The organism is Streptomyces sp. NPDC014764 (assembly GCF_043082785.1).
Lineage (GTDB): Bacteria > Actinomycetota > Actinomycetes > Streptomycetales > Streptomycetaceae > Streptomyces > Streptomyces althioticus.
Genome location: NZ_JBIBXY010000002.1, coordinates 721981 through 746699 on the forward strand (window position 1 = coordinate 721981; position 24719 = coordinate 746699).

Genomic DNA, 24719 nt, shown 5'->3' on the forward strand with positions numbered 1-24719 from the left:
GCGAGGTCCCGTCAGCCGGTCCGGTGGCGGAGGGCGTCGGCCGTCCGGTCGACCGCCCACGCCACCACCGGCACCACCGCGAGCGCGGTGCCCCAGCCGCCGACGGTATCGGTCGGGTAGTGCGCTCCGGTGGCGACCTGCGCCCATCCCATGGCGGCTCCGGCGGCCGAGGCGGCGCCCAGTACGAGCGCCGTCCCGGCCGCGGGCCCGAGGCCGAGCCGGCCCGTCGCGAGCAGCGCGACGGTGAGGGCGAACGCGGTGAGGAAGGCGGTGTGGCCGCTCGGGAAGGCGAGGTTGTCGTCGCCGTTGATGGTGCGGGCGGCCAGCGGCTTCAGCAGTTTCGTCATGCCGACGGCGGCACCGCTGCCGGCGACGAGCAGCACGGCAGCGCGCTGCCACCGCAGCAGCAGGCAGCCCGTCACTCCGGTCACGAGCAGAAGCAGGGCGCCCGCGGGATCGCCGAGGAAGTCCGTCGCGGAGGCGATGTGCCACCACGGGGCGCCGACCCCGTACGCCGCCTCGCCGATCCGGGCGTCCGTCCGGCCGGGACCGGCGTCACCGGCGTAACGCATGCCGAGCACGAGGACCACCAGCGCGGCCAGCGCGGCCACGGCCGCGAGCCGTCCGCTGAGCGCCGCCGGAACCACCGGCGGCACGACCGCCCTGCCGTCCGTCACCGTCACCGTGCCGCCCACCCCCGTGAAACGTCCCTCGTCAGCCTAACCGACGGTTCCATGCCGGGAGTTGGCGCACAGGCGGCGTCAGGGGGCGGCGGGCGGCGCGAACAGGTGGTACTCGGACACCGTGGTGAACTCCAGGCGCCGGTACAGCGGTTCGCCCGCGGGACTGGCGACGAGGGCCGCGTGGCGCATGCCGCGGTCGCGCCCGGCGCGCAGGGCCGCCTCGGTCAGGGCCGCGCCGATCCCGCGGCGGCGGTACTCCTCGGCGACATGGACGAGGAAGATCCCCGCCACGTCGTACGCCGAGATGACCGTGGCGGTCCCGATCACGCGCCCTTCGTCGAGCGCGGCCAGCCGGTCGATGACCCCGTTGTCGGCGCGCCGGGCCTCGATGCGCGTCAGGTCGGGCTCGATACCGGGGACGGCGCCCATCGACCTGCTGTAGACGCGTACCACCTCCGCGAGCAGGCCGGGCCCGGTCTCCGGGACGATCCGTACGCCCTCCGGTGTGCGCGGTGCGGGGCCTAGCCGGTCGAGGGAACGCACCATCACCGGGAGGGACCCCAGTTCGGTCATGCCGTGCCGGGTGAGCGCCTCCCGCGTGCCCACGGGGCTGTCCTGCCCCACCCACCACCACCAGGGCACCCCCGCGAGGGCCTCGCCGGCGGCGGTGACCGCTTCCCCCGCCTCCGCCGGCCGTCGCAGCCGGACCACTCCGTTGAACTGCGGCTGGGCGAGACCGCTGCGGAAGTGGTCGGTGATGCCCGTCGCCCGCACCTGTTCTCCCCAGCCTGTGAGGTACTGGCGGAAGTTGGCGTACACCCGGTCCAGGAGTCCGGCGTGCCGGGTGTCCGGTCCTGCGTCCGTGCGCACGGTGTCGGTCATGCTCGTCGTCCTTCCGTCGGCGCCTACGGCGTCACGATGCGGTAGTCCGCCACCGGCCGGTAACCGATGCGCAGATAGAGGCGGTTGCTCACCGGGTTGGACAGGTCGGTGAACAGCAGTACGTGCTCCGCGCCCGCGTCGCGCGCGGCGCGGGACACGGCGGCGGTGACCGCCGCGCCGTACCCGCGCCCCCGGTGCGGGGGCGGCACGTAGACCGGGGTGATGCGGGCGGTGGCGGCCACGACGGTGGTCATGGCGGCCACCGCGACGGGCTCGCCGTCGACCGACCAGACGCGCCAGCCACCCTCGGCGATCCGCTCGTCGACGAACCGGTCCAGGTCCGCGCCGAGTGATCCCGCCTCGGCGACGAAGCGGTCGCACCAGGCGCGCAGGAGGGGGCGGTCGTCCTCGGTCGCCACCCGTGCCACCCCGGGCGGTGCGCCGACGGGCGGGACGAGCCGGTCCAGTCGGTGCAGGCGCAGGCGGGGCCCGGCGCCCGGGGCCGCGCCCGTCTCCTTCTCCCAGGCCGCCCCGAAGGCGCGCACGGACGCCTCGTCGCTCATCAGCCCGGCGTACGGTTGGGCGTCCGTGAGGAGCGACCGGGCCAGGCCGCGCGCGGCGTCCGGCGGGAGGGCGGTGGCGACCGTGAGGTGCGGCGTTCCGACGAACGCGGCCGTCACGGGGGCGTCGGACGCCTCACGCCACCAGCCCAGGCGGGCGGCCGTCCCGGCGCCGGCGAGCGGGGCGCGTTCGAGCGAGTCGAGCGCGGTCAGCAGCATCGTGTGCCGGTCGGGCTGCGCGGAGACGAAGGCGCCGGCCTCCCGCCGGAACAGTCCGGGACTGCCGGTGACGGTCCAGGCCATCGTCGCGCTCTCCTGCTGTTCGGTGCCGGGGTGCGGCGGTCGCCCCCGTGAAGGGTGCGCTGCACGCCGTGCGCGTGTGCACGGCGTGCGGCGACCGCCTCATCCTGCCTCCGGCATGCGCGCCCCGTCCATGTGATAGATGTCTCAGATAATCTATCCAGCCCCCCGGCAACCAGCGCCCGGCACTCCGGCACACGCAGACGCGCGAGGGGCGCCCCGTTTCCCACGGCGCGCCCCCCGTCGGTCGGCGACTCCTCAGGCCGGATGGTCCGGCTGCTGCTCCGGGGGCTTGCCGCCGCCCCGGCCGCCGCCCTTGTTGCCGCGGTCGGTGCCGTGGGCGTGGCCACCGGCGCCCCGGCCGGGCTGGGACGCCTTCCGGGCCTCGCTGTCCTGCGGTGTGGCCCCGCCCTTGTCGCTGCGCCGCAGCTCGGGCTGTTGCGGGTTCGACATCGGCTCCTCCTTGCGTCGCCTGCGCCTCGATGCGCGCCTGCCGCTCTCCGGGTGTCTCGTGCACGCGGGACGAAACGCGCTGTCGATCAGGTCAGTCCCGTGAGCCGTCCCCCGTCCCCGGCTCGGCCAGGCGCCGGTGGGCCGCCGCCTTCACGCCGTCGGGCAGCACCTTCCCGGCCAGCCCCTGCGCCTTGGTCATCAGCGACCCGGTGACGGCCTTCTTCTCGCCCTTCACGATCGCCTCGAACGCCTGCCCGGCCACCTGCTCCGGCGGGTCCTTCTTCATGGAGCCCATGCGGGTGTCGTCACTCATGTCGGCCCGGTCGAAGAACTCGGTCTCCGTCGGCCCCGGCATGAAGGACGTGACGGTCACCCCGGTGTCCTTCACCTCCTCAGCCAGCGCCTGCGCGAAGCTCTGCACGAACGACTTGGACGCGTTGTAGACCGGCTGGAAGGAGCCGGGCATCTGCGAGGCGACGGACGAGGTGAACGCGAGCCGCCCTTCGCCGCGCGCCGCCATCGCCCGCAGCAGCGGCTTCGCCAGCCGTACGGTCGCGGTGACGTTGAGGTCGATGACCTCCTGGTCGTCGGTGAGGTCGGTGTCGACGAAGGCGCCGCCCCGGCCGACCCCGGCGTTGAGGACGGCGACGTCGACGGTCAGGCCGTCGAGCGCGTCGAGGAGCAGGAAGCGCCCCTCGCCGGTCCGCAGGTCGGCGCGGACCGCGCGCACCTCCCCGCCCGCCTCCCGCAGCCGCTCGGCGGCGGACTCCAGCTCCTCGTCCTCGGCGTTCACGACGAGGTCGTACCCGTGCGAAGCGAACTGCCGGGCGAGCTCGAGGCCGATGCCGCTGGACGCGCCGGTGATCAGTGCGAGTGGCCGTGTCTCAGTCATGCCGGACGGGTAACCCCGCCCGCCCGGGTCACGCACCGTGCCCGCAGCCGGCGACGTTTCCCGTGCCGCCCCGGCGGTTACTCGCGGCGGTGCTGCACGAGTGTGCCTCCCGCCGCCCGACCTCCGGAGTGACACCGTGACCGTCTCCGTGGTCCTCTTCACCGCCGACCTGCGTCTGCGCGACCACCCCCCGCTGCACGCGGCGCTGCGGTCCGCGGACGAGGTGGTGCCGCTGTTCGTGCGGGACCCCGGCATCCACGCGGCCGGTTTCGACGCGCCCAACCGGCGGGCCTTCCTCGCCGACTGCCTGCACGACCTCGACGCCTCGCTGCGGCGCCGCGGCGGCCGGCTCGTGGTCCGCTCGGGGCCGGCCGTCCGGGAGGTCTGCGCGGTGGCCGCCGCGTGCGGGGCGGCCGAGGTGCACATGGCGGCGGGCGTGACGGCGTACGCCCACCGCCGTGAGGAGCGGCTGCGCAAGGAGCTCGGCGCCGCCGGTGTGGCGCTGCGCGTGCACGAGGCGGTGATCACCGCGCTCGCCCCCGGGGCGGTGACCCCGTCCGGCTCGGACCACTACGGCGTGTTCACCCCCTACCTCCGCCGCTGGTCGCGGGAGACCCTGCGCACGCCGCTCGCGGCGCCCCGCGCCGTCCGCGTCCCCGACGGGGTGCGCGGTGAGCCGCTGCCCGGCCGCGCGGACGTGTCCGGCACCTCCCCCGGTCTCCCGCCCGGAGGGGAGACGGCCGGCCGGGACCGGCTCGCGCGGTGGTCGCGCTCCGGCGGCATGGCAGCCTACGAGGACCGGCACGACGACCTCGCGGGCGACGCCACGTCGCGGCTGTCGCCGTACCTCCACTTCGGGACGCTCTCCGCGGCGGAGGCCGTCCACCGGGCACGCGAGCGGGGAGGTCCGGGCGCGGAGGCGTTCGTGCGTCAGCTGTGCTGGCGGGACTTCCACCACCAGGTGCTGGCGGCGCGCCCCGAGGCGTCCTGGCGGGACTACCGCACCCGCGACGACCGCTGGCGCGGCGAGGACGACGCCGCCGAGGACATCGCCGCCTGGCGGGACGGCCGCACCGGCTACCCGATCGTCGACGCGGCCATGCGGCAGCTGCGGCACGAGGGCTGGATGCACAACCGGGCGCGCCTGCTGACCGCGAGCTTCCTGACCAAGACCCTGTACGTCGACTGGCGGATCGGCGCCCGGCACTTCCTGGACCTGCTGGTCGACGGTGACGTCGTCAACAACCAGCTCAACTGGCAGTGGGCCGCCGGCACGGGCACCGACACCCGCCCGCACCGCGTCCTCAACCCCACGGTCCAGGCCAAGCGCTTCGACCCGGACGGCGCGTACGTGCGCCGCTGGGTCCCGGAGCTCGCGGACGTCGACGCCGGGCGGATCCACGAGCCGTGGCGTCTGACGGAGGACCGCCGCCGGGCGCTCGCCTACCCCGCTCCGATCGTCGACCTGGCCGACGCCCTCACCCGTTTCCGCCACGCCCGGGGCCGCGACTGAGGAGGCGGCCTTCCCGCCCTCCCCTGCCGCCCGCCCGTGTAGAGGCACCGCAGCGGGGCACCCAGCCCCGGCGACCGATCGGAGGACCCCATGGCCGACCTGCTGAGCGAGGAGACCCGCCGGCCGACCGCCCGCAGCCGCCCGGGATGGCCGACGCTGCTGCTCCTGCTCGCGGTGTGCTACGCGGTGGCCGCGCTGGGGAGCCTGGCCGCCGCCGACTCGGGCGACACCTACCAGGCGCTCGACCGGCCTTCCTGGGCCCCGCCCGGCTGGCTCTTCGGCCCCGTGTGGACCGTGCTCTACGGCACCATCGCCGTCGCCGCCTGGCTCGCCCTGCGCGGCAGCGACGAGAGGATCGGGCGCAGGCCCGCCATGATCCTCTGGTCCGTCCAGCTCGCGCTCAACCTGGCCTGGACGCCCCTCTTCTTCGCCGCCGACGCCTACGGCTGGGCGTTCGCGGAGATCTGCCTGCTGTGGCTCGCGCTCGTCGCCACCGTCGTGGCGTTCGCGCGCAGGCGCCGGGCCGCCGCCGTGCTGCTCCTTCCGTACACGGCCTGGGTGACCTACGCCGCCTCCCTCAACCTGGCCATCTGGCTGCTCAACACCTGACGCGTCACACGCTGAGCGCCGCCCGTACCGTCCCCTCCGTCTCCGCTCCTCCGTCCCCCGACGAGGTGACCCGTCCGGCCTCCAGGACGTAGTACCGCTGGGCGGCGCGCATGGCGAAACCGACGTGCTGTTCGACGAGGAGGACGGACAGGCCGCCGCGCCGGGTCAGGGCGAGAACCGTCTCCTCGATCCCGGCGACGACGGACGGCTGGATGCCCTCGGTCGGCTCGTCCAGGAGCAGCAGCCGGGGGCGGGTGATGAGGGCGCGGGCGATGGCGAGCTGCTGGCGCTGACCGCCGGAGAGCAGACCGGCCCGGCGTCCGGACAGTTCGCGCAGGACGGGGAAGAGGTCCAGCGCCTCGGCGACGGCCTCCTTGCCGTCCGGGCGGCCGTCGGCGACGAGCCGGAGGTTCTCCGCGGTGGTGAGGTGCGGGAAGGACTGCTGTCCCTGCGGCACGTACGCCACCCCGCGGGCGACCCTCCGGTGCGGGGCGAGGCGGGTGATGTCCTCGCCGTCCAGCAGGACCGTGCCTGCGGACGCCGGGACGAGTCCCATCACCGTGCGCAGCAGGGTGCTCTTGCCGGCGCCGTTGTGCCCGAGGACGGCCGCGACACCGTCCTCGGGCACCTCGACGGTCACACCGTGCAGCACGGTGGTGCGGTCGTACCCGGCCCGCACGGACTGGATCTGCAGCATGGGCGTCACGCCTCCTCGGCGACGGGTACGGCGGTGGGCTCCGGCTCGGAGGCGCGGCCCAGGTAGACCTCCTGGACGCGGGCGTCGGCCTGCACCTCGGTGACCGAGCCCTCGCTCAGCACCTTGCCGGCGTGCAGGACGCTGACGCTGCGCGCGAAGGACCTCATGAAGTCCATGTCGTGCTCGATGACGACGACCGTGCGGTCCCCGCCGATCCGCTGCAGCAGCCGCCCGGTGGCCTCGCGTTCGTCGTGGCTCATGCCGGCGACGGGCTCGTCGAGCAGCAGCAGCCGTACGTCCTTCACCAGCAGCATGCCGATCTCCAGCCACTGCTTCTGGCCGTGCGCGAGCACGCCCGCCGGGCGGTCCCGCAGGGCGGTGAGGCCGGTGGTCTCCAGCGCGCGGGTCACCTCCTCGGGGACGCCTTTGCGGCGTCGCAGCATGGTCAGCGGGCCGCGCCCGGCCCCGGCCGCGATGTCGAGGTTCTGGAGGACGGTCAGCTCCTCGAAGACCGTCGCGGTCTGGAAGGTGCGGCCGATCCCGAGGCGCGCGATGCGGTGCACGGGCCGCCCCAGCAGTTCCTCACCGCCGAAGCGGACCGACCCGCTCGCCCTGACGAGACCGGTGACCGCGTCGACGAGGGTGGTCTTGCCGGCGCCGTTGGGTCCGATGAGGAAGCGCAGGTCGCCGGGGAGGATGTCCAGGTCGACGCCGTCGACGGCCGTGAACCCGTCGAACGTCACCCGCAGGCCCCGTACGGTCAGTGCCTCGCCGCTCATGCCGCTCCTTCCGTCGCGGGGTTGTGGGTACGCCGTCTCCGCCGCAGTACGGTCACCAGGGAGGCGAGTCCGCCGGGAAGGAAGCCGACCGCCACCACGAACAGCAGCCCCTGGACGTACGTCCACGCGGCGGGGTAGGCGTCCGACAGCGTGGACTGGGTCCAGGCGACGGTGATCGCGCCGACGACCGCGCCCGGCAGACTGGCCCGCCCGCCGACGGCCGCGCCGATGACGAAGCCGATGGACGGCACGATGCCGATCAGCGCCGGGGAGATGATCCCGACGGCGGGCACGAAGAGCGCGCCGGCCAGGCCCGCCATGCCGGCCGCGACGACGTAGGCCACCAGCTTCACGTTGGCGGGGTTGTAGCCGAGGAAGCGCACGCGTTCCTCCGAGTCCCGTACAGCCACGAGGAGTTCGCCGTATCGGCTGACGAACAGCTGCCGCGCGGCGGCCATCAGCAGCAGGAGCACGGCCGCGACGATCACGTACACCGTCCGCTGGTTGACCGGGTCGCCCAGGTCGTAGCCGAAGAAGCCCTGGATGTCGGTGAGGCCGTTGGTGCCGCCCGTGGTGGCCTGCTGGCCGACGAGCCAGATGGCGAACGCGGCGGCCAGTGCCTGGCTGAGGATCGCGAAGTACGCGCCCTTGACCCGGCGGCGGAACACGAAGAAGCCGAGCAGCGCGGCCACCGCCATCGGCAGCAGCACGGTCATGGCGAGGGCGAAGACCGGGTTCGCGAACGGCTGCCACCACCACGGCAGCGCGTCGCCGGTGCCGTACAGCTGCATGAAGTCGGGAAGGGTCTCACCGGTGACGGCGGCGTCGGCGAGCTTGAGGTGCATCGCCATGGCGTAACCGCCGAGCCCGAAGAAGACGCCCTGGCCGAGGACCAGCAGTCCGCCGCGGCCCCAGGCGAGGCTGACGCCGACGGCGACGATGGCGTAACACAGGTACTTGGCCAGCAGGTTGAGCCGGAAGTCGGAGAGGACGAGCGGGGCGATCCCGAGCAGGAGCAGGGCGCCGAGGAGGAAGGCGCCGGGGACGCGGAAGCGTTCCAGGAGCGGCGCGGGAGGTTCGGTGACCGGTGGCTTCGTGGCCGTCTTCCCGGCCGGGGGTGTCGTTGTGGTCATGCGAGGCTCCGGGTGCGCAGTGTGTACAGGCCCTGGGGTCGCCACTGGAGGAAGACGACGATCGCGACGAGCACGACGACCTTGGCGACGCTGACGGTGGTGGAGTACTCCAGCACCGACTGGAGCACGCCGAGCGCGAAGGCCGTGATGACGGCGCCCTTGAGCTGGGCGATGCCGCCGACGACCACGACGAGGAAGGCGTCGACGATGTAGTTGGTGCCCATCGTCGGCCCGATCGGGCCGACCAGGGTGAGCGCGACGCCGGCCACGCCCGCGAGCCCTGAGCCGATGAAGAAGGTGGTGCGGTCGACGCGCCCGGTGGCGATGCCGGACACCTCGGCCAGGTCGCGGTTCTGCACGACGGCCCGGATGCGCCGCCCGAGCGGGGTGAGCCGCAGGATCAGCGTGAGGGCGAGGACGCACAGCAGGGCGAGGCCGAGGATGAACAGCCGGCTGTCGGCGAGGGTGACACCGCCCACGGTGATGTGTCCGGTGAGCAGGCCGGGGGCGGTGGTCTGCACGTTGGGGGCGCCGAAGACGTCCCGGGCGAGCTGCTGGAGCATCAGGGAGACGCCCCAGGTGACCAGCAGGGTGTCCAGCGGGCGGGTGTAGAGGCGCCGGATGAGCAGCGACTCCAGGAGGGCGCCCATCGCTCCGGCGACGAGGAAGGCGAGCGGCAGGGCGACGAGCAGGGAGACGCCCGCGCTGCTGACCGCCTGCTGGAGCACGTAGGTGGTGTAGGCGCCGGCCATGATGAACTCGCCGTGCGCCATGTTGATGACGCCCATCTGCCCGAAGGTGAGGGTGAGTCCGAGGGCGATGAGCAGCAGCACGGCACCGATGCTGATGCCGGTGAAGGACTGGTTGAGGACGACCGTCATGAGGCGGCTCCGGATCGGGGACGGAGGGTGCGGGCGCGGGGCGGCCCCGGCCTGCGGGAGGCCGGGGCGGCGCCTTGGGGGGCGGTCTCAGGAGAGGCCGGAGGCCCAGTCGTAGCCCTTCAGGTACGGGTCCGGCTTGATCGGAGCGCCCGAGTTCCACACCTCGGTGATCAGGCCGTCCGCGCCGACCTTGCCGATGCGCGCCGTCTTGTGGACGTGCTGGGTGGCGCCGTCGACGGTGACCTTGCCCTCGGGGGCGTCGAAGGTGATGCCGTCGGCGGCGGCCTTCACGTCGTCCACGTCGAAGGAGCCGGCCTTCTCGACCATCGCCGCCCACAGGTGCACGGAGGTGTAGGCGGCCTCCATCGGGTCCGACGTCGGCTTGTCCTTGCCGTAGGCCGCCTGGTACGCCTTCACGAACTCGGCGTTCGCCGCGCCGGGGGTGGTCTGGTAGTAGTTCCAGGCGGTGAGCTGGCCCTCCAGGTACTGGGTGCCGATGGACTTGACCTCCTCCTCGGCGATCGACACCGACAGCACCGGCAGGCTCTTCGCGGTGAGCCCGGCGGACTTGTACTCCTTGAAGAAGGCCACGTTGCTGTCACCGTTGAGGGTGTTGAACACGGCGTCCGCGCCGGCGCCCTTCACCTTGTTCACGATGGTGCTGAACTCGGTGGAGCCGAGCGGCGCGTAGTCCTCGCCGACCACCTCCATGCCGTTGGCCTTCGCGTACGCCCGGATCTCCTTGTTGGCGGTGCGCGGGAAGACGTAGTCGCTGCCGACCAGGTAGAGCCGGGTGAGCCCTTGCTTCTTGAGGTAGTCGAGCGCGGGGACGATCTGCTGGTTGGTGGTGGCGCCGACGTAGAAGATGTACGGGGACTGCTCCAGGCCCTCGTACTGCACCGGGTAGAACAGCAGCGACTTGTTGCGCTCGAAGACCGGCTTGACGGCCTTGCGGCTGGCGGACGTCCAGCAGCCGAAGGTGGCGACCACCTTGTCCTCGGTGATCAGGGTCTGCGCCTTCTCGGCGAAGGTGGGCCAGTCGGAGGCGCCGTCCTGGCTGACCGGCTTCAGTTTCTTGCCGAGGACTCCGCCGGCGGCGTTGATCTCCTTGACGGCGAGGAGAAGGGCGTTGTGCACGGTCACCTCGCTGATGGCCATGGTGCCGGACAGCGAATTCAACAGGCCCACTTTCACGGTGTCGCCGGAGGTGTCGGCTTTCGCGCCGGAAGCGGAGGCCGTGTCGCTTCCGGTCTTGGCGCCGCACGCGCCGAGAGCGGCGGAGGTGCCGAGAACGGAAAGACCGGTCAGCAGGCCGCGCCTGCTGATGCTGAGGCCGGGCATGCGGAACCTCCTTGCCCCGAAGGGCTGTTGAGGAAAGTAGGGACGGAGTGGGTGGGCCCTCCGGGCCGGTCGCCGAAGTGCGTCCACAGCCTGGGGCGGAACTGTTTCCCCGGCGTTTCCACGCAATTGACGGACCGTATCCAACGGCCTTTGCCCGCCCCTTTATCGCTTCCACGGGAAAGGATCAGTTCGCGTCAATGCCCTGTAATGCGGGTGCGGTTGGCAGGTACGCTCGACGTGTCCCCAGGGCGGGGACGTACCCCCGGACGCATGCTGAGGAGTGCGATGGCGAGGCGGCCCCGGCGGCCCGAGGAACTGCTTCATCTGCTGACGCGGGCCGAGCGCCTCTCGGTGGAGCGGATCCGGTCCGCGCTCGACGAGTTCGGATGTTCCGTGGAGGCGTGGCGGGTGCTCGACCTGCTCTCCGACGGCGCGGGGCACAACATGACCGCCGTCGCCGACCACGCGTTCCTGCCGGCGCCGACGCTGACGAAGCTCGTCGACCAGCTCGTCGACGACAACCTGGTGTTCCGCCGCGCCGACCCCGCGGACCGGCGCCGGGTCCTGGCGCAGCTCACCCCGCGGGGCCTGGAGCGCTGGCAGCAGGTGTCGCGGGCGGTGCGGGCGCAGTGGGCTGCCGCGGAGCCCCTGGCTGCGGAGGACGAGGACGCGCTGCGGGCCCTGCTGGCCCGGCTCGGCGACGCGTGGGAGGAGGCTCCGGCGGGGGTCACAGGAGCTGGTGCGGGGCGCGCAGCTGGGCGAGGACGGTGAAGTCCAGTCCGTCCGCCTGCGCGAGATAGATGCGCTGGCGCACATGCCGTCCGTCGAGGCCGAGCAGCCCGCGCGGCCCTTCGTAGCGGACGTCGCCGGCGGCCGCGCCGATGGCGGACACGTCGAGGGTGCGGGCCCGTTCGACGAGCGCGGCGAGCAGCAGCACGCCCTCGTAGCAGAACTCGCCGAGGCTGCCGGGCACGGGCGCGTCGACGCCGAAGCGGGCGGCGTACCGTCCGTGGAAGTCGAGGGTGTCGGGGTCGGCGAGGGAGGCGAAGTACCCGGCCGTGCTGAAGAGGTCGACGGTGGCCTCGGGGCCGCTGGCGAGGAGCATGTTCTCGTCCATGAGCGTGGACAGCCGCAGACAGCGCCGGTCCAGTCCGGAGGCGGCGAACGCTCGGTTGAAGCGGACGGCGTCACTGCCCACGAGGAGGACGATCACCCCGTCGGCGTCGGCGTGCTCGATGCGCCGCAGCAGTCCGGCGAACTCGTCGGTGCCGAGCGGGAGATACGCCTCGCCGCAGACGCGCCCCCGGCTTTCGCGGGCGTAGCGCCGGGCGGCGCGGGCGGTGCGCCTGGGCCACACGTAGTCGTTGCCGACGACGAACCAACGGCGCACGCCCCGCTCCTCGGCGAGCAGCCGCATCGCGGGGAGCAGCTGCCAGGAGGGCGTCTCGCCGGCGAGGTAGACGCCGTCGGTGCGCTCGCCGCCCTCGTACAGGGCGGTGTAGACGTACGGCACCCGGTGCGCGACGCGCGGGGCGACGGCCTGCCGTACGGAGGAGATGTGCCAGCCGGTGACCCCGTGCACGGCGCCGGTGGCGACGAGGGCCTCGACCTCGTCGGCGACCTGCCGGGGATCGGCGCCGCCGTCGACCTCCAGCAGCCGCAACTCCCTGCCGAGCACGCCGCCGGCCCGGTTGACCTCCTCGGCGGCGAGTCGTGCGCAGGACTCGCAGGTGGGTCCGAAGATGCCCGCCGGCCCCCGCATCGGATACACGAGGGCGACGTTCAGGACGGACCCGTCGGCCGTGAACCACTCGGGGGCGTGGAGACGGGGCGGCGGCCTGTGCATGGCCCACATGATGGCGGCCGAGGTGGAGCTCCCCAACCGGCGGTTCGCAGGGTGAGACCGCCGGCCGGGGAGGGCGTGGTGTCCGGGGTCAGCCGGAGACGGTGATGTTGGAGCTGCCGCTGCTCTGGAAGCCCTCGGTCGCCATGATCATGTAGTACCGGAACTCACCGAGGTTCATCCCGGCGCGCGCCCAGGCGTCGAAGTGGTTGCCGGTGGTGATGGTGCCCGAGCCGCTGGTCACCTTCTGCTGCCGGACGCTCCAGTACTGGTCGAAGGTGCGGGTGCCCTCGACGGAGGGGGCGTTGTACCGGGTCGTCTTGTAGATGTCGTACGTGCCGCCGTCGCTGTAGACGGTGCCCCGGAACTCGCCCGTGGGCCGGTAGCTGCCCCAGTTGTCGACGATGTAGTACTCGACGAGCGGGTTGGAGGTCCAGCCGTAGAGGCAGCCGTAGCCGTTGCCCGACGGGTTGAAGTAGCCGTTGTAGCGGACCGTCCGGCGTCCGCCGTTGCCCCAGCCCTTGCCGGCCACGAAGTTGCCGCAGTTGGTCCACTGGGTGCTGTAGCTGCCGCCGCCGTTGAGCGTCATGGAGACGGAGCCGCCGCCGTCGGTCCAGAACGAGTAGTACATGCCGTCGTACCCGGTCTGGTTGGTGGTGATGGTGGTGGCGGCATGCGCGGTGCCGGGCAGCAGCAGCCCGGACCCGGCGACGGCCGCGGCGGCGCCCGCGCCGGTGCCGACGAGGAAGCCCCGTCGGCTCAGGCCGCTGAAGGGGGGCGGGTTCTGCTCGGACTCGTACCGCTTGCCGTCCTGGTTCATGCGTCCTCCCGATGAAGGCTGGTGGGGGGGCCGGGCGGCTGCTGCCACCCGCTGCCTTGCAGGGCCGACCACCGTGAAACCCAAGTAGCGTCTGGGGCACGGGGGTTGGCCGTCGTGCGGTGGCCACAGTGTTCGTAGAGCGACATGAGCGTGTCAACAGTTTCGGCAATCTTTCGGAAACTTCCTCGTCATGCTTCCGAGTTCCAGTGCGTCATATGTGCAGGTCAGACGGCATGGCAGCTGTATACGTTCCTACCGATGCAGGCACCGTCGAGCGATCAGCACGCAAGCAGCTGCGGGCCATTCGAAAGTTTCGTCGAACCCGGGCGAGATCCCGGACCCGCCCCCGTACCCCGAGGGCCGGCCCGTCGTCCCGAGATAACGAAGTCCGCACCGCCATCCGCGAAAACCGGCCAGCGGCACGTCCTCGTCACGCCGCGCGCCGAGGCGCCGCAAGGCGTCAGTCATCGGGTTCCAGCCAATTCGAGGACTGACACCCTTCGTTACCGAGAGCGCTACAACCGTTTCTCACCGTGACGCGCATCACTCGGTCCAACTGTGGGTTGACCCTGCTTCCACCCGTTTTCTGGTGTTGGACGGGCCGTCAAGATCCGGTTTCCACGGGGTCCTTGAACCGCGGGGGGGCGGCGGGATGTCCCCTCGGAGCCGAGAAGGGGGTCCCGACGCCAGGCGCACGGGAGATGTTCAGCAGACGGCAGTCATTGGCCATTCTGGGCGGGATCGCGGCAGGGACCGCGGTGCCCCTGGGAGTGTTCGGATCCGGCCCCGCGTACGCGGCGGATACGGTGCCGGCCGACGGCGGCGCCAGGCTGCCCGACACCGACCGCGCCAAGGTCGTGCGGGCGTACCGGACGGGCGGCCGCTCGGTGCGCACGGCCGCGGTGGCGGCGCTCGTGGGCAACGCGGACGAGGTGGCCACGTTTCTCGGCGAGCGGCTGCCGGCCGCCGTGGCCGAGGACAACCGGTTCACCCTCACCCAAGCCCTCGTCAGCGCGGGCAGGGCGACGCGGACCGGGATCGGGGAGGCGCTGACCGGCGGGAACGCGGCCGTCGCCGCCTACCAGCCGGGCCAGGGCGGACTCCCCGCCCACGGCGAGTACTTCGGCTACGCGGTGCGGTAACGGCCGTCACCACGCCGCACACCAGGCCCCGCCGGGCTGCGTCCCGGCGGGGCCGCGTGCTGTCCTGCTGCCTCAGGGGATCAGGCCGAGCAGTTCGCCGGGCGATGACCGTGCGCGTCGGACGGCCGGGCGGCACCGGATCCGGCGTGAGGGAACCCGACCGGGGAGCGGACCGGGCCCGGGAGGTGCCCCGGCCTCATCGCCCGCGTGGCGACGGCTCCCCCGCCGTCACCACCAGCGCCGCCTGGTCGTCGTCGACCGTCCGCCCGTTCGTGAACGCCCGGATGTCCTCCGTCAGCCTCCGCACGATGTCCGTGGCGGTCGGGTGGGCCGGGGTCGAGGCCAGGGCCTTGAGCAGGCGTGCGTCCCCGTACTGTTCCGTGCCCGCGGCCCGGCACTCGGTGATGCCGTCGGTGTACAGCACGAGGCTCTCCGTGGGACGCAGCGTGAAGCGGACGGCTTCGAGCCGCGGCGGGATGCCGATGCCGATCAGGCCGCCGTGGGCCTCGACCGGGGTCACCGTGTGACCGGCGTCCAGCAGGAGGGGCAGGGTGTGGCCCGCCCGGACGAGCTCGACGGCGAGGCCGTCCTCGACCGGCGTGAGATGACCGTGCACGAGGGTCACGAAGCCGTTGTTCTGCTGGGAGATGCGGTCGTTCAGGGCCCTGTCGACGGCCTCGACGACGGCGACCGGGTCGTCGAGGAGCGGGGCGACCGCACGGGCGGTGTGCCGGACCAGGGCCGTCGTGGTGGCGGCCCTGGCGCCGCGCCCGCAGACGTCCCCCAGGACGAAGGACCAGCTGCCGTCCCCGCGGGGGAACACGTCGTAGAAGTCGCCGCCGATGTCGAGCCCCTGGCCCGCCGGGTGGTAGAAGGCCGCCACCTGCGCGCCGGGGACCTCGGGCAGGTCCGGCAGCAGCAGGCCCGTCTGGAGGTCGCGGGCGAGGGCGGCGCGCTGCGTGTACTGGCGCGCGTTGTGCGCGGCCGAGGCGGCGCGGCGGGCCACCTCCTCCGCCAGCGCGATCCGGTGGCCGTCGAGCGCCGTGTCGTCCGTGCCGTAGAGGCTCAGCACGCCGAACGGCCGCTCGCGGTCCATGAGCGGCACGCACAGGTACGCGGTCACGCCCAGCTCCTCCCACGGTCCGGGGCCGGCCGGGGTGCGTCGGGCCACTTCGGTGAGGCCGGTGGCCAGGACCCGCGCGACGGCGTCGTCCTCGGTCTCGCGGACGGCGCTGTGGGAGGCGAGCAGTTCCCGGGCGCGTCCGCTCGTGGCGGCGGACGCCACCCGGCGCACCCGTCCGGCCTCCACCACGTGCACCGCGGCGAGCGGGGCCAGCGCCGGGACGGCCAGTTCGGCCAGGCGCCGCAGCGTCTGCCCCTCGTCGAGCGGTCCCGCCAGCGCGGTGCTGACGGTCAGCAGGTAGGAGAGGTCGTCGCGGGCCGCCTTCTCCCGGGCGTCGGCGGTCCGCCGGGCCTGCAGCGCTTCTGCACGGCCGCGACGAGGCGGGCGTCATGCATGTGGCCGTCGCCGAAGTTGAACCCGAGGATGGTGTTGCACACGAACTCCCCCTCGCGGACGGTGCGTGTCTCGATGTCGGCGAGGTGCGCGTACAGGAGCGAGAACAGGCCGCGCCCCTGGCTGTGCATCGAGCGCCAGGCGAGTGCCTTCTGCAACGTCATCTCGGCGTCGTCACGCTCGTACGGAGTCGGAATCATGCGCTGCAGTTGGTCGATCTGGTTCTCCACCCCGGGCAGCTCGTTGAGCCGCTCCTCCACGCCGGGCTTCATCGCCCACACGGACGAGGCCCAGTTCCCGGCGTACTGGCGCATGGAGGGCAGGAAGGAGACGAGGTCGGGACGCAGGTTGCCCAGGACAGGCCCGAACATCAGCAGCGCGAGGACCGGGACGAGCAGGAGTGGCTGCGAGAAGTTCCAGACGCTGTACGTGCCGGGATCGAACCCGACCCACAGGACGATCGTGATGAACCCGAAGAAGACGTTCCACTCCAATGGGACGGCGAGCGGGAAGGTCGAGGTGATGAGGATGTGGAAGGCCAGCATGCAGAGCGCGCCGATCAGGGCCACCGGCGCGCTCGTCGTGAGCAGCAGGGTGACGGGGACGACGATCTCGACGGTGGTGCCGCCGGCGTGCGCCATGAACCAGGCGACGCGGGAGGGGCGCAGATCGTCCGGGGCGTCCCGGTAGTGCAGACGTTTGAGGGCTCGTCCTGGCATGGCCGGGCTGTTGGAGACCATGGGCGGCACGACGTTCTCGAAGTGGGCACCGAACTTGGACACGCCGGCCCCGATCCACACGACGCAGATCACGATCTTGAACACCACGACGAGGTCGATGAAGTCCGCGGTGCTGCCGATGCTCCCCATCAGCGCGGAGAACAGCATGATCGGCAGGTACTGCTCGGACCGGCCGGCCAGGAAGACGACCTTGTCACGCAGACCCATCAGGGGCATGAGGACGAGCACCGGGAGGAAGCAGTGCGGCGCGATGAGCTCCTGCGTGCCGGTGCCCGCCGGAAGGAACGCGCTCGGCACGGGCTCGGCCGACGCGGCCAGCGGGTAGACGAGGCCGGCGAGCACGCCGACGAAGAGCGCCACATCGAACCAGGTGCGCTCGTCGCCGCCGGTCAGCGGCACGCGGCTGCCCCAGGGCGCCATGCGGATGGTGCCGGGTCGGATCCAGTACCGGATGTTGCCGATCATCGGGCGGAAGTGGCCGCACAAGGGGCCGAACGCACCGCCGAGTCCGATCACCTCCAGCAGCATCAGCCACACGGCGAGCTTCTGGTACACGACGATGTTGTGGTACCAGCTGCCGATGTCGGTGAACTCGATCCCGGACGTCGCCGACGCGATCCAGATGCCGACGCCGAAGTAGAGGCCGAGCATCTTGACGATGTACACGATGTGCAGCACGCGCGGTGTGCCGAAGCCGTCGTCGACCCAGTGGGTGCTGAGGATGCGAACGCGTTCGCGCAGGGGAAGCCTCAGGAAGACCGTCGGCTCGACCGGCTGCGGAGACGGTCTGATGAATCCCAATGGGTGCTCCTCATCGTGGTGGTCCGGGCGCATCGGTGACCACCCGCCAGGGATGGCACGCCGTCGGCTTCCGAGGTCGCGTCACGCGATCCGGACGCACGGACTTTAGGAAGACGGGGAGACCTGGGACACTGTGCGCGCGAACCGAAAGAGCGGGTGGGGATTGGTCTCCGTGCCTCCCGCTCCTGGCCACCGTTCCGGCAGTGACGGCCCGAGTGCCCACCACACACCTGTGCCCGGGGACCAACACCGGAGGGAGGGTCGACCATGGATCCCTGGGCGGACCGCGAGGAGATCGCCCGCCGTGCGGCCGCCCGCGTCGCCGACATCGCCGCGGCCTCGAGCGCGCAGCTCGACGAGGTGGCACGCCTGCTGCAGACCGAGCTCGCCGGGTCGATCTCGGAGCTTCGGGGGGACCAGCTGATGCTCGACCTCCTCCACGCGAGTGTGGAGAGCAACGTGAAGACGTTCTTCCACATCGCGCGGTACGGAGTCCCGGTCGACACGGTGGAGGCACCCTGGCCGGCCGTCGAGTACGCGCGACGCCTAGCGCAGCGCGAGATCTCCTCGAACGCCCTGCTGCGGGCGTACCGCCTCGGTCACCGGCGCGCCCTTGAGTGGGTGGCCGGGGAGCTGGCCGTCGTCGAGCCGGACGGCAGGATCTCCTTCGCCGCGTTGCAGATGCTCCAGGACGCCGCCTTCGCCTACATCGACCGGGTTTCCGAGCAGGTCGTCGCGGAGTACGAGACCGAGCGGGAGCGGTGGCTGGCCAATCGCAGCACGATCCGCACGGCCACGCTGAGCGCGCTCCTCGCCGGAGAGGAGGTGGACGTGGCCGCGGCGGAGCAGGTACTCGGCTATCGGCTCCGCCAGGAACACCTCGGACTCGTCCTCTGGTCGGACGAACGTATGGCCTCGACGGGACCGCTGGCGCGTCTTGGGCAACTGACCGGCGAGATGGCCCAGGAAATTGGTTCGGAGGCATCGCCGCTGTTCGTCCCGCAGGACCGCTCGCTCGGCTGGGGCTGGGTGCCGCTGCCCGCAGGGGCGAGCATCGACCTCGACCGCTTGGCCCGATGCCTCGGTGGGGCAGGGGACGAGGTGAAGGCGGCGATCGGCGCGGTCGGGACGGGACCGGCGGGCTTCCGTGCGACACATCGTCAGGCATTGCAAGCTCACCAGGTCGCCGTCGCCGGAGCTGATCGGGCCCACCGGATCACCTCGTTCACCGCCCCCGGCCTCCGGGCGGCCGCGATCCTCGCAGGCGACCTCACCACCGCCCGAGACCTCGTCACATCGATGCTCGGGGGGCTGGCGCAGGACGACGAAGGTGTCGAGCGGCTGCGTGAGACACTCACCGTCTTCCTCCAGGAGAACCAGAGCTTCGTCGCAACCGCCGCGAAGGTTCACCTTCACAAGAACACGGTCAAGTACCGGGTGGACAAAGCGGTGCGGCTGCGGGGGCGGCCGCTCGACGAGGACCGGTTCGACCTCGAGCTCGCGCTCGCCGCGTGCCGCTGGCTCGGACCTGCCGTGCTCCCCCGATCTCCGTGATCCCCACCGGATCCCCGCACGGATGAGAACGGATTGGTCCACGACCACGGAGCGAGCCGCTCTTTTTGGTGTGTCCGGCCGAGGACTTCTTCGTCCGCACGGGCGATTCTGGGCCTCTCGCCGGGGCAGAGGCGACGCCGTGAGCACTGCGCGGATCACCAGCACGGGCGTGCTTCGCGAGGCTCCCGGCTCTTCCGGGGCGATCGTCGCGACGTCCATGACGCCGTGGTGGCCCGGCGACTGCCGAAGTGGCGCGCCCTAGCGGCGTGGACCGGCGTCCGCCGGTCGAGAACCGCCCGTCGCCTTGGACATCGTCAAGACGACGCAGTCAGATGAGGAGTGCACCATGGCCGAGTCGCACGACGGCACGTACACGACGTCGGAGGAGTGGTTCGACTCCGGCGGCACCCGCTGCGCCGCACGCGTCTACCGGCCCACCACCGCAGATCAACCGCCGCCCGTCGTCGTGATGGCGCACGGTTTCGGCGCGGTGCGTGCGCTGCGGCTCTACGCCTACGCCGAGCGCTTCGCCGCCGCCGGATACGCCGTCGTGGTCTTCGACTACCGGAATTTCGGGGAGAGCGAGGGTGCGCCGCGCCAGGTCCTGGACATCGCGATGCAGCACGCGGACTGGCGCGCCGCCCTCCGCTACGCTAGGTCACTTGAGGGCATCGACCCCGCACGAGTCGTGGCGTGGGGTACCTCGTTCGCCGGCGGCCACGTCATCACCATCGCCGGCCAAGGAGAGCCCCTCGCCGCCGTCATCGCTCAGGTCCCGCACGTCAGCGGCCCGGCAGCGGTGAGGTCGACCGGCCTGCGGGCCGCTCTCCGGGTCGGCGTGCCGGGGATGCGTGACGCGATCGCCTCCCGGCTCGGTCGTGAACCTGTTTACGTCCAGAGCGTCGGCCTTCCCGGCCGCACCGCGATGATGACCTCGCCGGACGCCTATCCAGGCATGCACACGCTCCTCCGCGAGTCGGGGCTGAAGGAGGACGCCTACCCCCACACCGTGGCGGCCCGCATCGCGCTGAAGATCGGCCTCTACTCACCCCGGCGTTGGGCCGGCGACATCGTGTGCCCGGTCCTGGTCCAGATCGTCGCGCAGGACGCGATCACCCCCCGGCGCGTCGCCGAACGCGCAGCGGGCAAGATGCGGCACTCCACCGTCCGCGTCTACGAGGGCGGCCACTTCGATCCCTACGTCGAGCCCCTGTTCGACACCGTCATCGCAGACCAGATCACGTTCCTGCACCGACACGTCCCCTCTGTGCCAAGGAGGCACGCATGAATCCCGCCCCGAACCGCTCTCGTCACCAGATCACCTCCGGGGCGGAAGCCGTCGCCGTCGGCGGGGCTCCTCAGCCCCTCGTACAGGGCACCGTTCTTGGCGGGTGACGGCTCCGGCGTCAGAGCCGCCGGCAATCCAGTCCGGCCGTCGTATCGAGCGTCAGATGTGCGTCAAGTTTCCTGGTGTTTCGGCAGGCGACCTCTCGCGTGCGCGTCCCGGCAGCGGAAAACCGCAGGTGGGGCGGATGTACCCCGCCCCACCTGTTGTGCCCATGGAAACACGTGGGCGCGACCCACCCGAAACTGGACAATCAGCAAACTAGCAGGTCAGCGGCCCTTCTCAGCAGGCTCAAGGATCGCCACGCACTCCACATGCGCAGTCATCGGGAACAGGTCGAAGACGCGCAGCGTCCGCACCTTGTAGCCGCCGTCGCGGAAGTACGCCAGGTCGCGGGCCAGGGCGGCCGGGTCGCAGGCGACGTAGGCGATGCGGCGGGCGCCCAGGGAGGAGAGGTGCTCGACCGTCTTGCGGCCGGCGCCCGCACGGGGCGGGTCGAGGACGATCAGGTCGACCTCGGTGATGCCGGTGCGGGGCAGCACCGACTCGACCTTGCCCTGCTCGATCCGCACGCGCGGGAAGTCGGCCAGGTTGTGCCGGGCGTCCTCCACCGCGCGCTTGCCGGACTCGATGCCGAGCACCGCGCCCTGCTCGCCGACCCGGTCGGCCAGTGCGCCCGCGAACAGGCCCACGCCGCAGTACAGGTCGAGCGCCATGTCGCCCTTGCGCGGCAGCAGGCCCTGCATGACCGCGGTGACGAGGGTGTCGGCGGCCTTCGGGTGGACCTGCCAGAAGCCGCCGTTGCCGACCCGGTGGGTGCGGCCGTCGGCGCGCTCGCGGACGAAGGGGCGGCCGTGCACCCGGTGCACCTGCCCGTTGCGCTCGTCGATGCGCAACACCGAGACGGGGCGGTCCAGTTCGACCAGCGGGAGACGGGCGCCGGGCTTGGGCGTCAGGACGACCTGGCGGTCCTGGGAACCGGTCGCGGCGATCGCCTCCACCGAGTCCATGCCGGTCCAGTCCCGCTTCTCGATCCCCAGCTCGCTGACGCCCTCCGCGGCGATCATGCAGTGGTCGATCGGCTCGACCTCGTGCGAGCGGTGCCGGCGCAGACCCGCGCGGCCGTCGGCGGTGACCGCGTACTGCACGCGCGTGCGCCACGACGGGACCTGGCCGGCCGGGACCTTGTCGCCCTCGGCGGGCATCACCGTGCCGTCCCAGCCGGCCTCCTCGGGCGTCAGCCCGGCCAGCCGCTGGAGCTGCTCGGCGACCACCTCGCCCTTGAGCCGCCGCTGCGCGCCCGGCTTGGCGTGCTGCCAGTCGCAGCCGCCGCAGCGGCCGGGGCCGGCGAACGGGCAGGGCGCGTCGATGCGGTCCTTGGACGCCTCCAGCACCGTCACCGCGTCCGCGCGCAGGAAGCGCGCGCCCTCCTCGCCCTCGGTGACCCGGGCGACGACCCGCTCGCCGGGCAGCGCGTGCCGGACGAAGAGGACCTGCCCCTCCGACGTACGGGCGATGCAGTGGCCGCCGTGGGCGACGGGGCCGATCTCGACCTCGTACTCCTCCCCCACCAGTGACTTCTTCGGTTCTGCCTGCATGGCGGGGTGACTCCACAACATCGGGTACGGGCGGCCGGGCCTCGCGGCCCGGGACAACAGCCCACCAGTCTACGTGCGCCGGGAGGTGTCCTTCGTCCGCTCCGCCGGCCCCCGCCGCGCCGAGCCGGGCGCGGACCAGTTCTGCCGCCTGCGCGCCCGCAGTTTCGCGGCCTCGGAGGACTCCAGCTGGTACGGCACCGAGGTGACCATCACACCGGGCGTGAACAGCAGCCGGCCCTTCAGCCGCAGCGCGCTCTGGTTGTGCAGGAAGTGCTCGTACCAGTGGCCGACCACGTACTCGGGGATGATCACGGACACCACGTCGCGCGGCGACTGCGCGCGCAGGCTCTTGACGTACTCGATCACCGGGCGGGTGACCTCCCGGTACGGGGAGTCGAGCACCTTCAGGGGGACGTCGATGCCGCGCCGCTCCCACTCCTCGCGCAGCGCCCTGGTCTCCTCGGCGTCCACGTTGACGCTGAGGGCCTCCAGGGTGTCGGAGCGCATCAGCTTGGCGTACGCGAGCGCGCGCAGGGCGGGGCGGTGCACCTTGGAGACCAGGACGACGGAGTGGACGCGGGACGGCCGCACGGTGTCCTCGCCCGGGGCGTCCGACGCGGCGATCTCCTCGGCGACCCGGTCGTAGTGGCGGCGGATCGCCGTCATGGTCGCGTAGAAGATGCACATGCCGAGCAGCGCGACCCAGGCGCCGTGGGTGAACTTGGTGAGCAGCACCACGACCAGCACCAGGCCGGTGAAGAAGGCGCCGAAGGCGTTGATGGCCCGGGATCGGACCATGTGCCGGCGTGTGGCCTGGTCCTTCTCGGTGGCCAGCAGGCGGTTCCAGTGCCGCACCATGCCGGTCTGGCTGAGCGTGAAGGACACGAACACGCCGACGATGTACAGCTGGATCAGCCGGGTGGAGTCGGCGCCGTAGACCCACACCAGCAGTCCGGCGGCGCCGGCGAGCAGCAGGATGCCGTTGGAGAAGGCGAGGCGGTCGCCGCGGGTGTGCAGCTGGCGGGGCAGGTAGCGGTCCTGGGCGAGGATCGAGCCGAGCAGCGGGAAGCCGTTGTAGGCGGTGTTCGCGGCGAGGAACAGCACCAGGGCGGTGGCACCGGCGAGGACGACGAACAGGAAGGTGCCGTTGCCGAAGACGGCCTCGGCGACCTGGGAGATCACCGGGTCCTGGACGTAGCCGGGGCCGAGCGGGACGCCGTTGTGGACCAGGTCCTTGCCCGGGTTCTCGGCCATTCGCACGTCGGTGGCGGAGGCCAGCGCGATGATGCCGCAGAACATGGTGACGGCGAGCAGGCCCATCAGGGCGAGGGTGGTCGCCGCGTTGCGCGACTTGGGCTTGCGGAAGCCGGGCACGCCGTTGGAGATCGCCTCGACGCCGGTGAGGGCGGCGCAGCCGGAGGAGAAGGCGCGCAGCAGCAGGAAGACGAGGGCGAAGCCGGCGAGGCCGGGGTGCTCGGGTTTGATCTCGAAGTCGGCGGTCGGCGCCCGCATGTCGTCGCCGAGGACGACCGCGCGGAACGCGCCCCACGCGATCATCAGGAAGACGCCCGCGACGAAGACGTACGTGGGGATCGCGAAGAGTGTGCCCGACTCCCGGACCCCGCGCAGGTTCATCACCGTCAGCAGCACGATCACGCCGATCGCGCAGGGCACCTTGTTCTCGACGACGAAGGGCACGGCGGAGCCGAGGTTCTCGATGCCGGAGGAGATCGACACGGCGACGGTGAGCACGTAGTCGACGAGCAGGGCGCTCGCCACGGTCAGGCCTGCCTTCGGGCCGAGGTTGGTGGTGGCCACCTCGTAGTCGCCGCCGCCGCTGGGGTAGGCGTGCACGTTCTGCCGGTAGGAGGCGACCACGGTGAACATCAGCACGACGACCGCGACGGCGATCCAGGGGCTGAAGTGGTACGCCGACAGGCCCGCGATGGACAGGACCAGCAGCACCTCGCCGGGCGCGTACGCCACGGAGGACAGCGGGTCGGAGGCGAAGACGGGGAGTGCGACGCGCTTCGGCAGGAGCGTCTCGCCCAGCCGGTCGCTGCGTAGTGCGCGCCCGATGAGGATGCGCTTGGGCACGTCGGTCAGTTTGGACACAAGTGTGGATCGTAAGCCGTCCGGCGGCGTGTGACGCGCCCGCCACCCCCGATCCATACGGCATCCATACGGCCGCTGCCCTCCGGGTGAAAAGTCGGGGCGTCGGGGTGCGGATTGGGCGGATCGGGGGAGTCCCATGCCTGTATGACCACATGCCCGGCCGTTGTCGCCACGTCTCGTGGAGGGTCCCATGCACACGACCGCAGAACTGATCGGCGCAGCGGCCGGCCTCGTCGTCCTCGGCGTTCTCGCTGTCGCGAGCGTGCGCAGTATCACGCGTCGGTAGGTCTTGGTTCCCTTCGAGTGCGGGCCGTCGTGGGTCACTCGCGCAGTTCCCACCGCCCCTGAAGGCGCCCCGAAAGGGCGCGGGGAACTGCGCGACCAGCCCCCACCGCGCCGCGGACGGCATGGCCACCCAAGCCCGTACCGTCGGTTACGGCGGGCAGAGAGGCCCCCGAGGGGCGTCACCGCCCGCCGGCCCCGGCATGATGTTGCCCGGCGGCCGCCAATCAGGCCGCGACG

General features: G+C 72.1%; 22 protein-coding genes. 6 read left to right on the forward strand and 16 right to left on the reverse strand.

Annotation, left to right across the window (positions count from 1 at the left end; genetic code table 11):
* Nucleotides 1-11 precede the first annotated feature (11 nt).
* From ACF1AG_RS08255 to ACF1AG_RS08275, 5 genes are all read right to left on the reverse strand, one after another.
* Nucleotides 12-683: a phosphatase PAP2 family protein gene (locus ACF1AG_RS08255; protein ID WP_359599365.1), complete on the reverse strand. Its 672-nt coding sequence runs from the start codon at nucleotides 681-683 to the stop codon at nucleotides 12-14.
* A gap of 78 nt (nucleotides 684-761) precedes the next feature.
* Nucleotides 762-1565, reverse strand: coding sequence for a GNAT family N-acetyltransferase (locus ACF1AG_RS08260; protein WP_391809501.1), 804 nt, complete (start codon nucleotides 1563-1565; stop codon nucleotides 762-764).
* Between the two features lie 23 nt (nucleotides 1566-1588).
* On the reverse strand, nucleotides 1589-2428 hold the full coding sequence (locus ACF1AG_RS08265) for a GNAT family N-acetyltransferase (protein ID WP_359599367.1): 840 nt from the start codon (nucleotides 2426-2428) through the stop codon (nucleotides 1589-1591).
* 255 nt (nucleotides 2429-2683) lie between these two features.
* Nucleotides 2684-2878: a hypothetical protein gene (locus ACF1AG_RS08270; protein WP_006133547.1), complete on the reverse strand. Its 195-nt coding sequence runs from the start codon at nucleotides 2876-2878 to the stop codon at nucleotides 2684-2686.
* 91 nt (nucleotides 2879-2969) lie between these two features.
* Nucleotides 2970-3770 (reverse strand): SDR family NAD(P)-dependent oxidoreductase, encoded by an 801-nt coding sequence (locus ACF1AG_RS08275; RefSeq protein ID WP_391809502.1) that lies wholly within the window; start codon nucleotides 3768-3770, stop codon nucleotides 2970-2972.
* A gap of 136 nt (nucleotides 3771-3906) precedes the next feature.
* Here ACF1AG_RS08275 and ACF1AG_RS08280 point away from each other — a divergent pair, with 136 nt between their 5' ends.
* Nucleotides 3907-5283, forward strand: a complete 1377-nt coding sequence (locus tag ACF1AG_RS08280) for a cryptochrome/photolyase family protein (RefSeq protein WP_391809503.1) — start codon at nucleotides 3907-3909, stop codon at nucleotides 5281-5283.
* A gap of 90 nt (nucleotides 5284-5373) precedes the next feature.
* Nucleotides 5374-5892, forward strand: a complete 519-nt coding sequence (locus ACF1AG_RS08285; RefSeq protein ID WP_359599373.1) for a TspO/MBR family protein — start codon at nucleotides 5374-5376, stop codon at nucleotides 5890-5892.
* 4 nt (nucleotides 5893-5896) lie between these two features.
* Here the strand turns inward: ACF1AG_RS08285 and urtE are convergent, their stop codons facing one another.
* The 5 genes from urtE to urtA all read right to left on the reverse strand — a co-directional run bounded on the left by urtE (nucleotide 5897) and on the right by urtA (nucleotide 10723).
* A complete protein-coding gene (gene urtE, locus ACF1AG_RS08290; RefSeq protein ID WP_391809504.1) occupies nucleotides 5897-6589 on the reverse strand; it encodes an urea ABC transporter ATP-binding subunit UrtE in 693 nt (230 codons plus the stop codon).
* 5 nt (nucleotides 6590-6594) lie between these two features.
* Complete coding sequence (gene urtD, locus ACF1AG_RS08295; RefSeq protein ID WP_359599376.1) at nucleotides 6595-7368, reverse strand: urea ABC transporter ATP-binding protein UrtD; 774 nt, start codon at nucleotides 7366-7368, stop codon at nucleotides 6595-6597.
* A complete protein-coding gene (gene urtC / locus ACF1AG_RS08300) occupies nucleotides 7365-8501 on the reverse strand; it encodes an urea ABC transporter permease subunit UrtC (RefSeq protein WP_391809505.1) in 1137 nt (378 codons plus the stop codon). Before urtC ends, urtD begins: the two co-directional genes overlap by 4 nt.
* A complete protein-coding gene (gene urtB / locus ACF1AG_RS08305; RefSeq protein WP_391809506.1) occupies nucleotides 8498-9382 on the reverse strand; it encodes an urea ABC transporter permease subunit UrtB in 885 nt (294 codons plus the stop codon). Before urtB ends, urtC begins: the two co-directional genes overlap by 4 nt.
* 87 nt (nucleotides 9383-9469) lie before the next feature.
* Nucleotides 9470-10723 carry an urea ABC transporter substrate-binding protein gene (gene urtA / locus ACF1AG_RS08310; RefSeq protein ID WP_359746074.1) on the reverse strand — a complete coding sequence of 418 codons (1254 nt, stop codon included), beginning with the start codon at nucleotides 10721-10723 and terminating at the stop codon, nucleotides 9470-9472.
* A 285-nt stretch (nucleotides 10724-11008) separates the two neighbouring features.
* Here urtA and ACF1AG_RS08315 point away from each other — a divergent pair, with 285 nt between their 5' ends.
* The gene (locus ACF1AG_RS08315; protein WP_387795642.1) at nucleotides 11009-11494 is read left to right on the forward strand and encodes a MarR family winged helix-turn-helix transcriptional regulator; all 486 of its coding nucleotides are present in this window, start codon (nucleotides 11009-11011) and stop codon (nucleotides 11492-11494) included.
* On the opposite strand, the gene ACF1AG_RS08320 is transcribed toward ACF1AG_RS08315, so the two are convergent.
* Together ACF1AG_RS08320 and ACF1AG_RS08325 are read right to left on the reverse strand one after the other, a co-directional pair.
* Complete coding sequence (locus ACF1AG_RS08320) at nucleotides 11451-12569, reverse strand: substrate-binding domain-containing protein (protein ID WP_391809507.1); 1119 nt, start codon at nucleotides 12567-12569, stop codon at nucleotides 11451-11453. The two genes, ACF1AG_RS08315 and ACF1AG_RS08320, sit on opposite strands and share 44 nt — an antisense overlap.
* Nucleotides 12570-12657: 88 nt before the next feature.
* Nucleotides 12658-13386 (reverse strand): glycoside hydrolase family 11 protein, encoded by a 729-nt coding sequence (locus ACF1AG_RS08325; protein ID WP_359599385.1) that lies wholly within the window; start codon nucleotides 13384-13386, stop codon nucleotides 12658-12660.
* Nucleotides 13387-14144: 758 nt separating this feature from the next.
* Between ACF1AG_RS08325 and ACF1AG_RS08330 the strand changes: the two genes are divergently transcribed.
* Nucleotides 14145-14528 carry an ALF repeat-containing protein gene (locus ACF1AG_RS08330; protein ID WP_391809508.1) on the forward strand — a complete coding sequence of 128 codons (384 nt, stop codon included), beginning with the start codon at nucleotides 14145-14147 and terminating at the stop codon, nucleotides 14526-14528.
* 196 nt (nucleotides 14529-14724) lie between these two features.
* Here ACF1AG_RS08330 and ACF1AG_RS08335 read toward each other — a convergent pair whose 3' ends face one another.
* Nucleotides 14725-16008, reverse strand: a complete 1284-nt coding sequence (locus tag ACF1AG_RS08335; RefSeq protein WP_391809533.1) for a PP2C family protein-serine/threonine phosphatase — start codon at nucleotides 16006-16008, stop codon at nucleotides 14725-14727.
* Entirely contained in the window at nucleotides 15942-17585 is a 1644-nt protein-coding gene (locus ACF1AG_RS08340; RefSeq protein ID WP_391809509.1) for a DUF3556 domain-containing protein, read from the reverse strand. The genes ACF1AG_RS08335 and ACF1AG_RS08340 overlap by 67 nt, the downstream gene beginning before the upstream one ends.
* 267 nt (nucleotides 17586-17852) lie before the next feature.
* Between ACF1AG_RS08340 and ACF1AG_RS08345 the strand changes: the two genes are divergently transcribed.
* On the forward strand, nucleotides 17853-19139 hold the full coding sequence (locus ACF1AG_RS08345; protein ID WP_359599397.1) for a helix-turn-helix domain-containing protein: 1287 nt from the start codon (nucleotides 17853-17855) through the stop codon (nucleotides 19137-19139).
* 346 nt (nucleotides 19140-19485) lie between these two features.
* The gene (locus ACF1AG_RS08350) at nucleotides 19486-20427 is read left to right on the forward strand and encodes an alpha/beta hydrolase (RefSeq protein WP_387795651.1); all 942 of its coding nucleotides are present in this window, start codon (nucleotides 19486-19488) and stop codon (nucleotides 20425-20427) included.
* Nucleotides 20428-20753: 326 nt separating this feature from the next.
* Here ACF1AG_RS08350 and ACF1AG_RS08355 read toward each other — a convergent pair whose 3' ends face one another.
* Together ACF1AG_RS08355 and ACF1AG_RS08360 are read right to left on the reverse strand one after the other, a co-directional pair.
* Nucleotides 20754-22082, reverse strand: a complete 1329-nt coding sequence (locus ACF1AG_RS08355; RefSeq protein WP_359599400.1) for a class I SAM-dependent RNA methyltransferase — start codon at nucleotides 22080-22082, stop codon at nucleotides 20754-20756.
* A gap of 69 nt (nucleotides 22083-22151) precedes the next feature.
* Nucleotides 22152-24197, reverse strand: coding sequence for an APC family permease (locus ACF1AG_RS08360; protein ID WP_359599402.1), 2046 nt, complete (start codon nucleotides 24195-24197; stop codon nucleotides 22152-22154).
* Nucleotides 24198-24719 lie beyond the last annotated feature (522 nt).

What these genes read in the sequence shown, in the direction of transcription:
- urtC (WP_391809505.1), bottom strand. Translation starts at nt 8,501, where the DNA reads ATGACCACAACGACACCCCCGGCCGGGAAGACGGCCACGAAGCCACCG.
- ACF1AG_RS08325 (WP_359599385.1), bottom strand. Translation starts at nt 13,386, where the DNA reads ATGAACCAGGACGGCAAGCGGTACGAGTCCGAGCAGAACCCGCCCCCC.
- ACF1AG_RS08260 (WP_391809501.1), bottom strand. Translation starts at nt 1,565, where the DNA reads ATGACCGACACCGTGCGCACGGACGCAGGACCGGACACCCGGCACGCC.
- ACF1AG_RS08355 (WP_359599400.1), bottom strand. Translation starts at nt 22,082, where the DNA reads ATGCAGGCAGAACCGAAGAAGTCACTGGTGGGGGAGGAGTACGAGGTC.
- ACF1AG_RS08350 (WP_387795651.1), top strand. Translation starts at nt 19,486, where the DNA reads ATGGCCGAGTCGCACGACGGCACGTACACGACGTCGGAGGAGTGGTTC.
- urtB (WP_391809506.1), bottom strand. Translation starts at nt 9,382, where the DNA reads ATGACGGTCGTCCTCAACCAGTCCTTCACCGGCATCAGCATCGGTGCC.
- urtE (WP_391809504.1), bottom strand. Translation starts at nt 6,589, where the DNA reads ATGCTGCAGATCCAGTCCGTGCGGGCCGGGTACGACCGCACCACCGTG.
- ACF1AG_RS08270 (WP_006133547.1), bottom strand. Translation starts at nt 2,878, where the DNA reads ATGTCGAACCCGCAACAGCCCGAGCTGCGGCGCAGCGACAAGGGCGGG.
- urtD (WP_359599376.1), bottom strand. Translation starts at nt 7,368, where the DNA reads ATGAGCGGCGAGGCACTGACCGTACGGGGCCTGCGGGTGACGTTCGAC.
- ACF1AG_RS08265 (WP_359599367.1), bottom strand. Translation starts at nt 2,428, where the DNA reads ATGGCCTGGACCGTCACCGGCAGTCCCGGACTGTTCCGGCGGGAGGCC.
- urtA (WP_359746074.1), bottom strand. Translation starts at nt 10,723, where the DNA reads ATGCCCGGCCTCAGCATCAGCAGGCGCGGCCTGCTGACCGGTCTTTCC.
- ACF1AG_RS08315 (WP_387795642.1), top strand. Translation starts at nt 11,009, where the DNA reads ATGGCGAGGCGGCCCCGGCGGCCCGAGGAACTGCTTCATCTGCTGACG.
- ACF1AG_RS08320 (WP_391809507.1), bottom strand. Translation starts at nt 12,569, where the DNA reads ATGCACAGGCCGCCGCCCCGTCTCCACGCCCCCGAGTGGTTCACGGCC.
- ACF1AG_RS08285 (WP_359599373.1), top strand. Translation starts at nt 5,374, where the DNA reads ATGGCCGACCTGCTGAGCGAGGAGACCCGCCGGCCGACCGCCCGCAGC.
- ACF1AG_RS08275 (WP_391809502.1), bottom strand. Translation starts at nt 3,770, where the DNA reads ATGACTGAGACACGGCCACTCGCACTGATCACCGGCGCGTCCAGCGGC.
- ACF1AG_RS08345 (WP_359599397.1), top strand. Translation starts at nt 17,853, where the DNA reads ATGGATCCCTGGGCGGACCGCGAGGAGATCGCCCGCCGTGCGGCCGCC.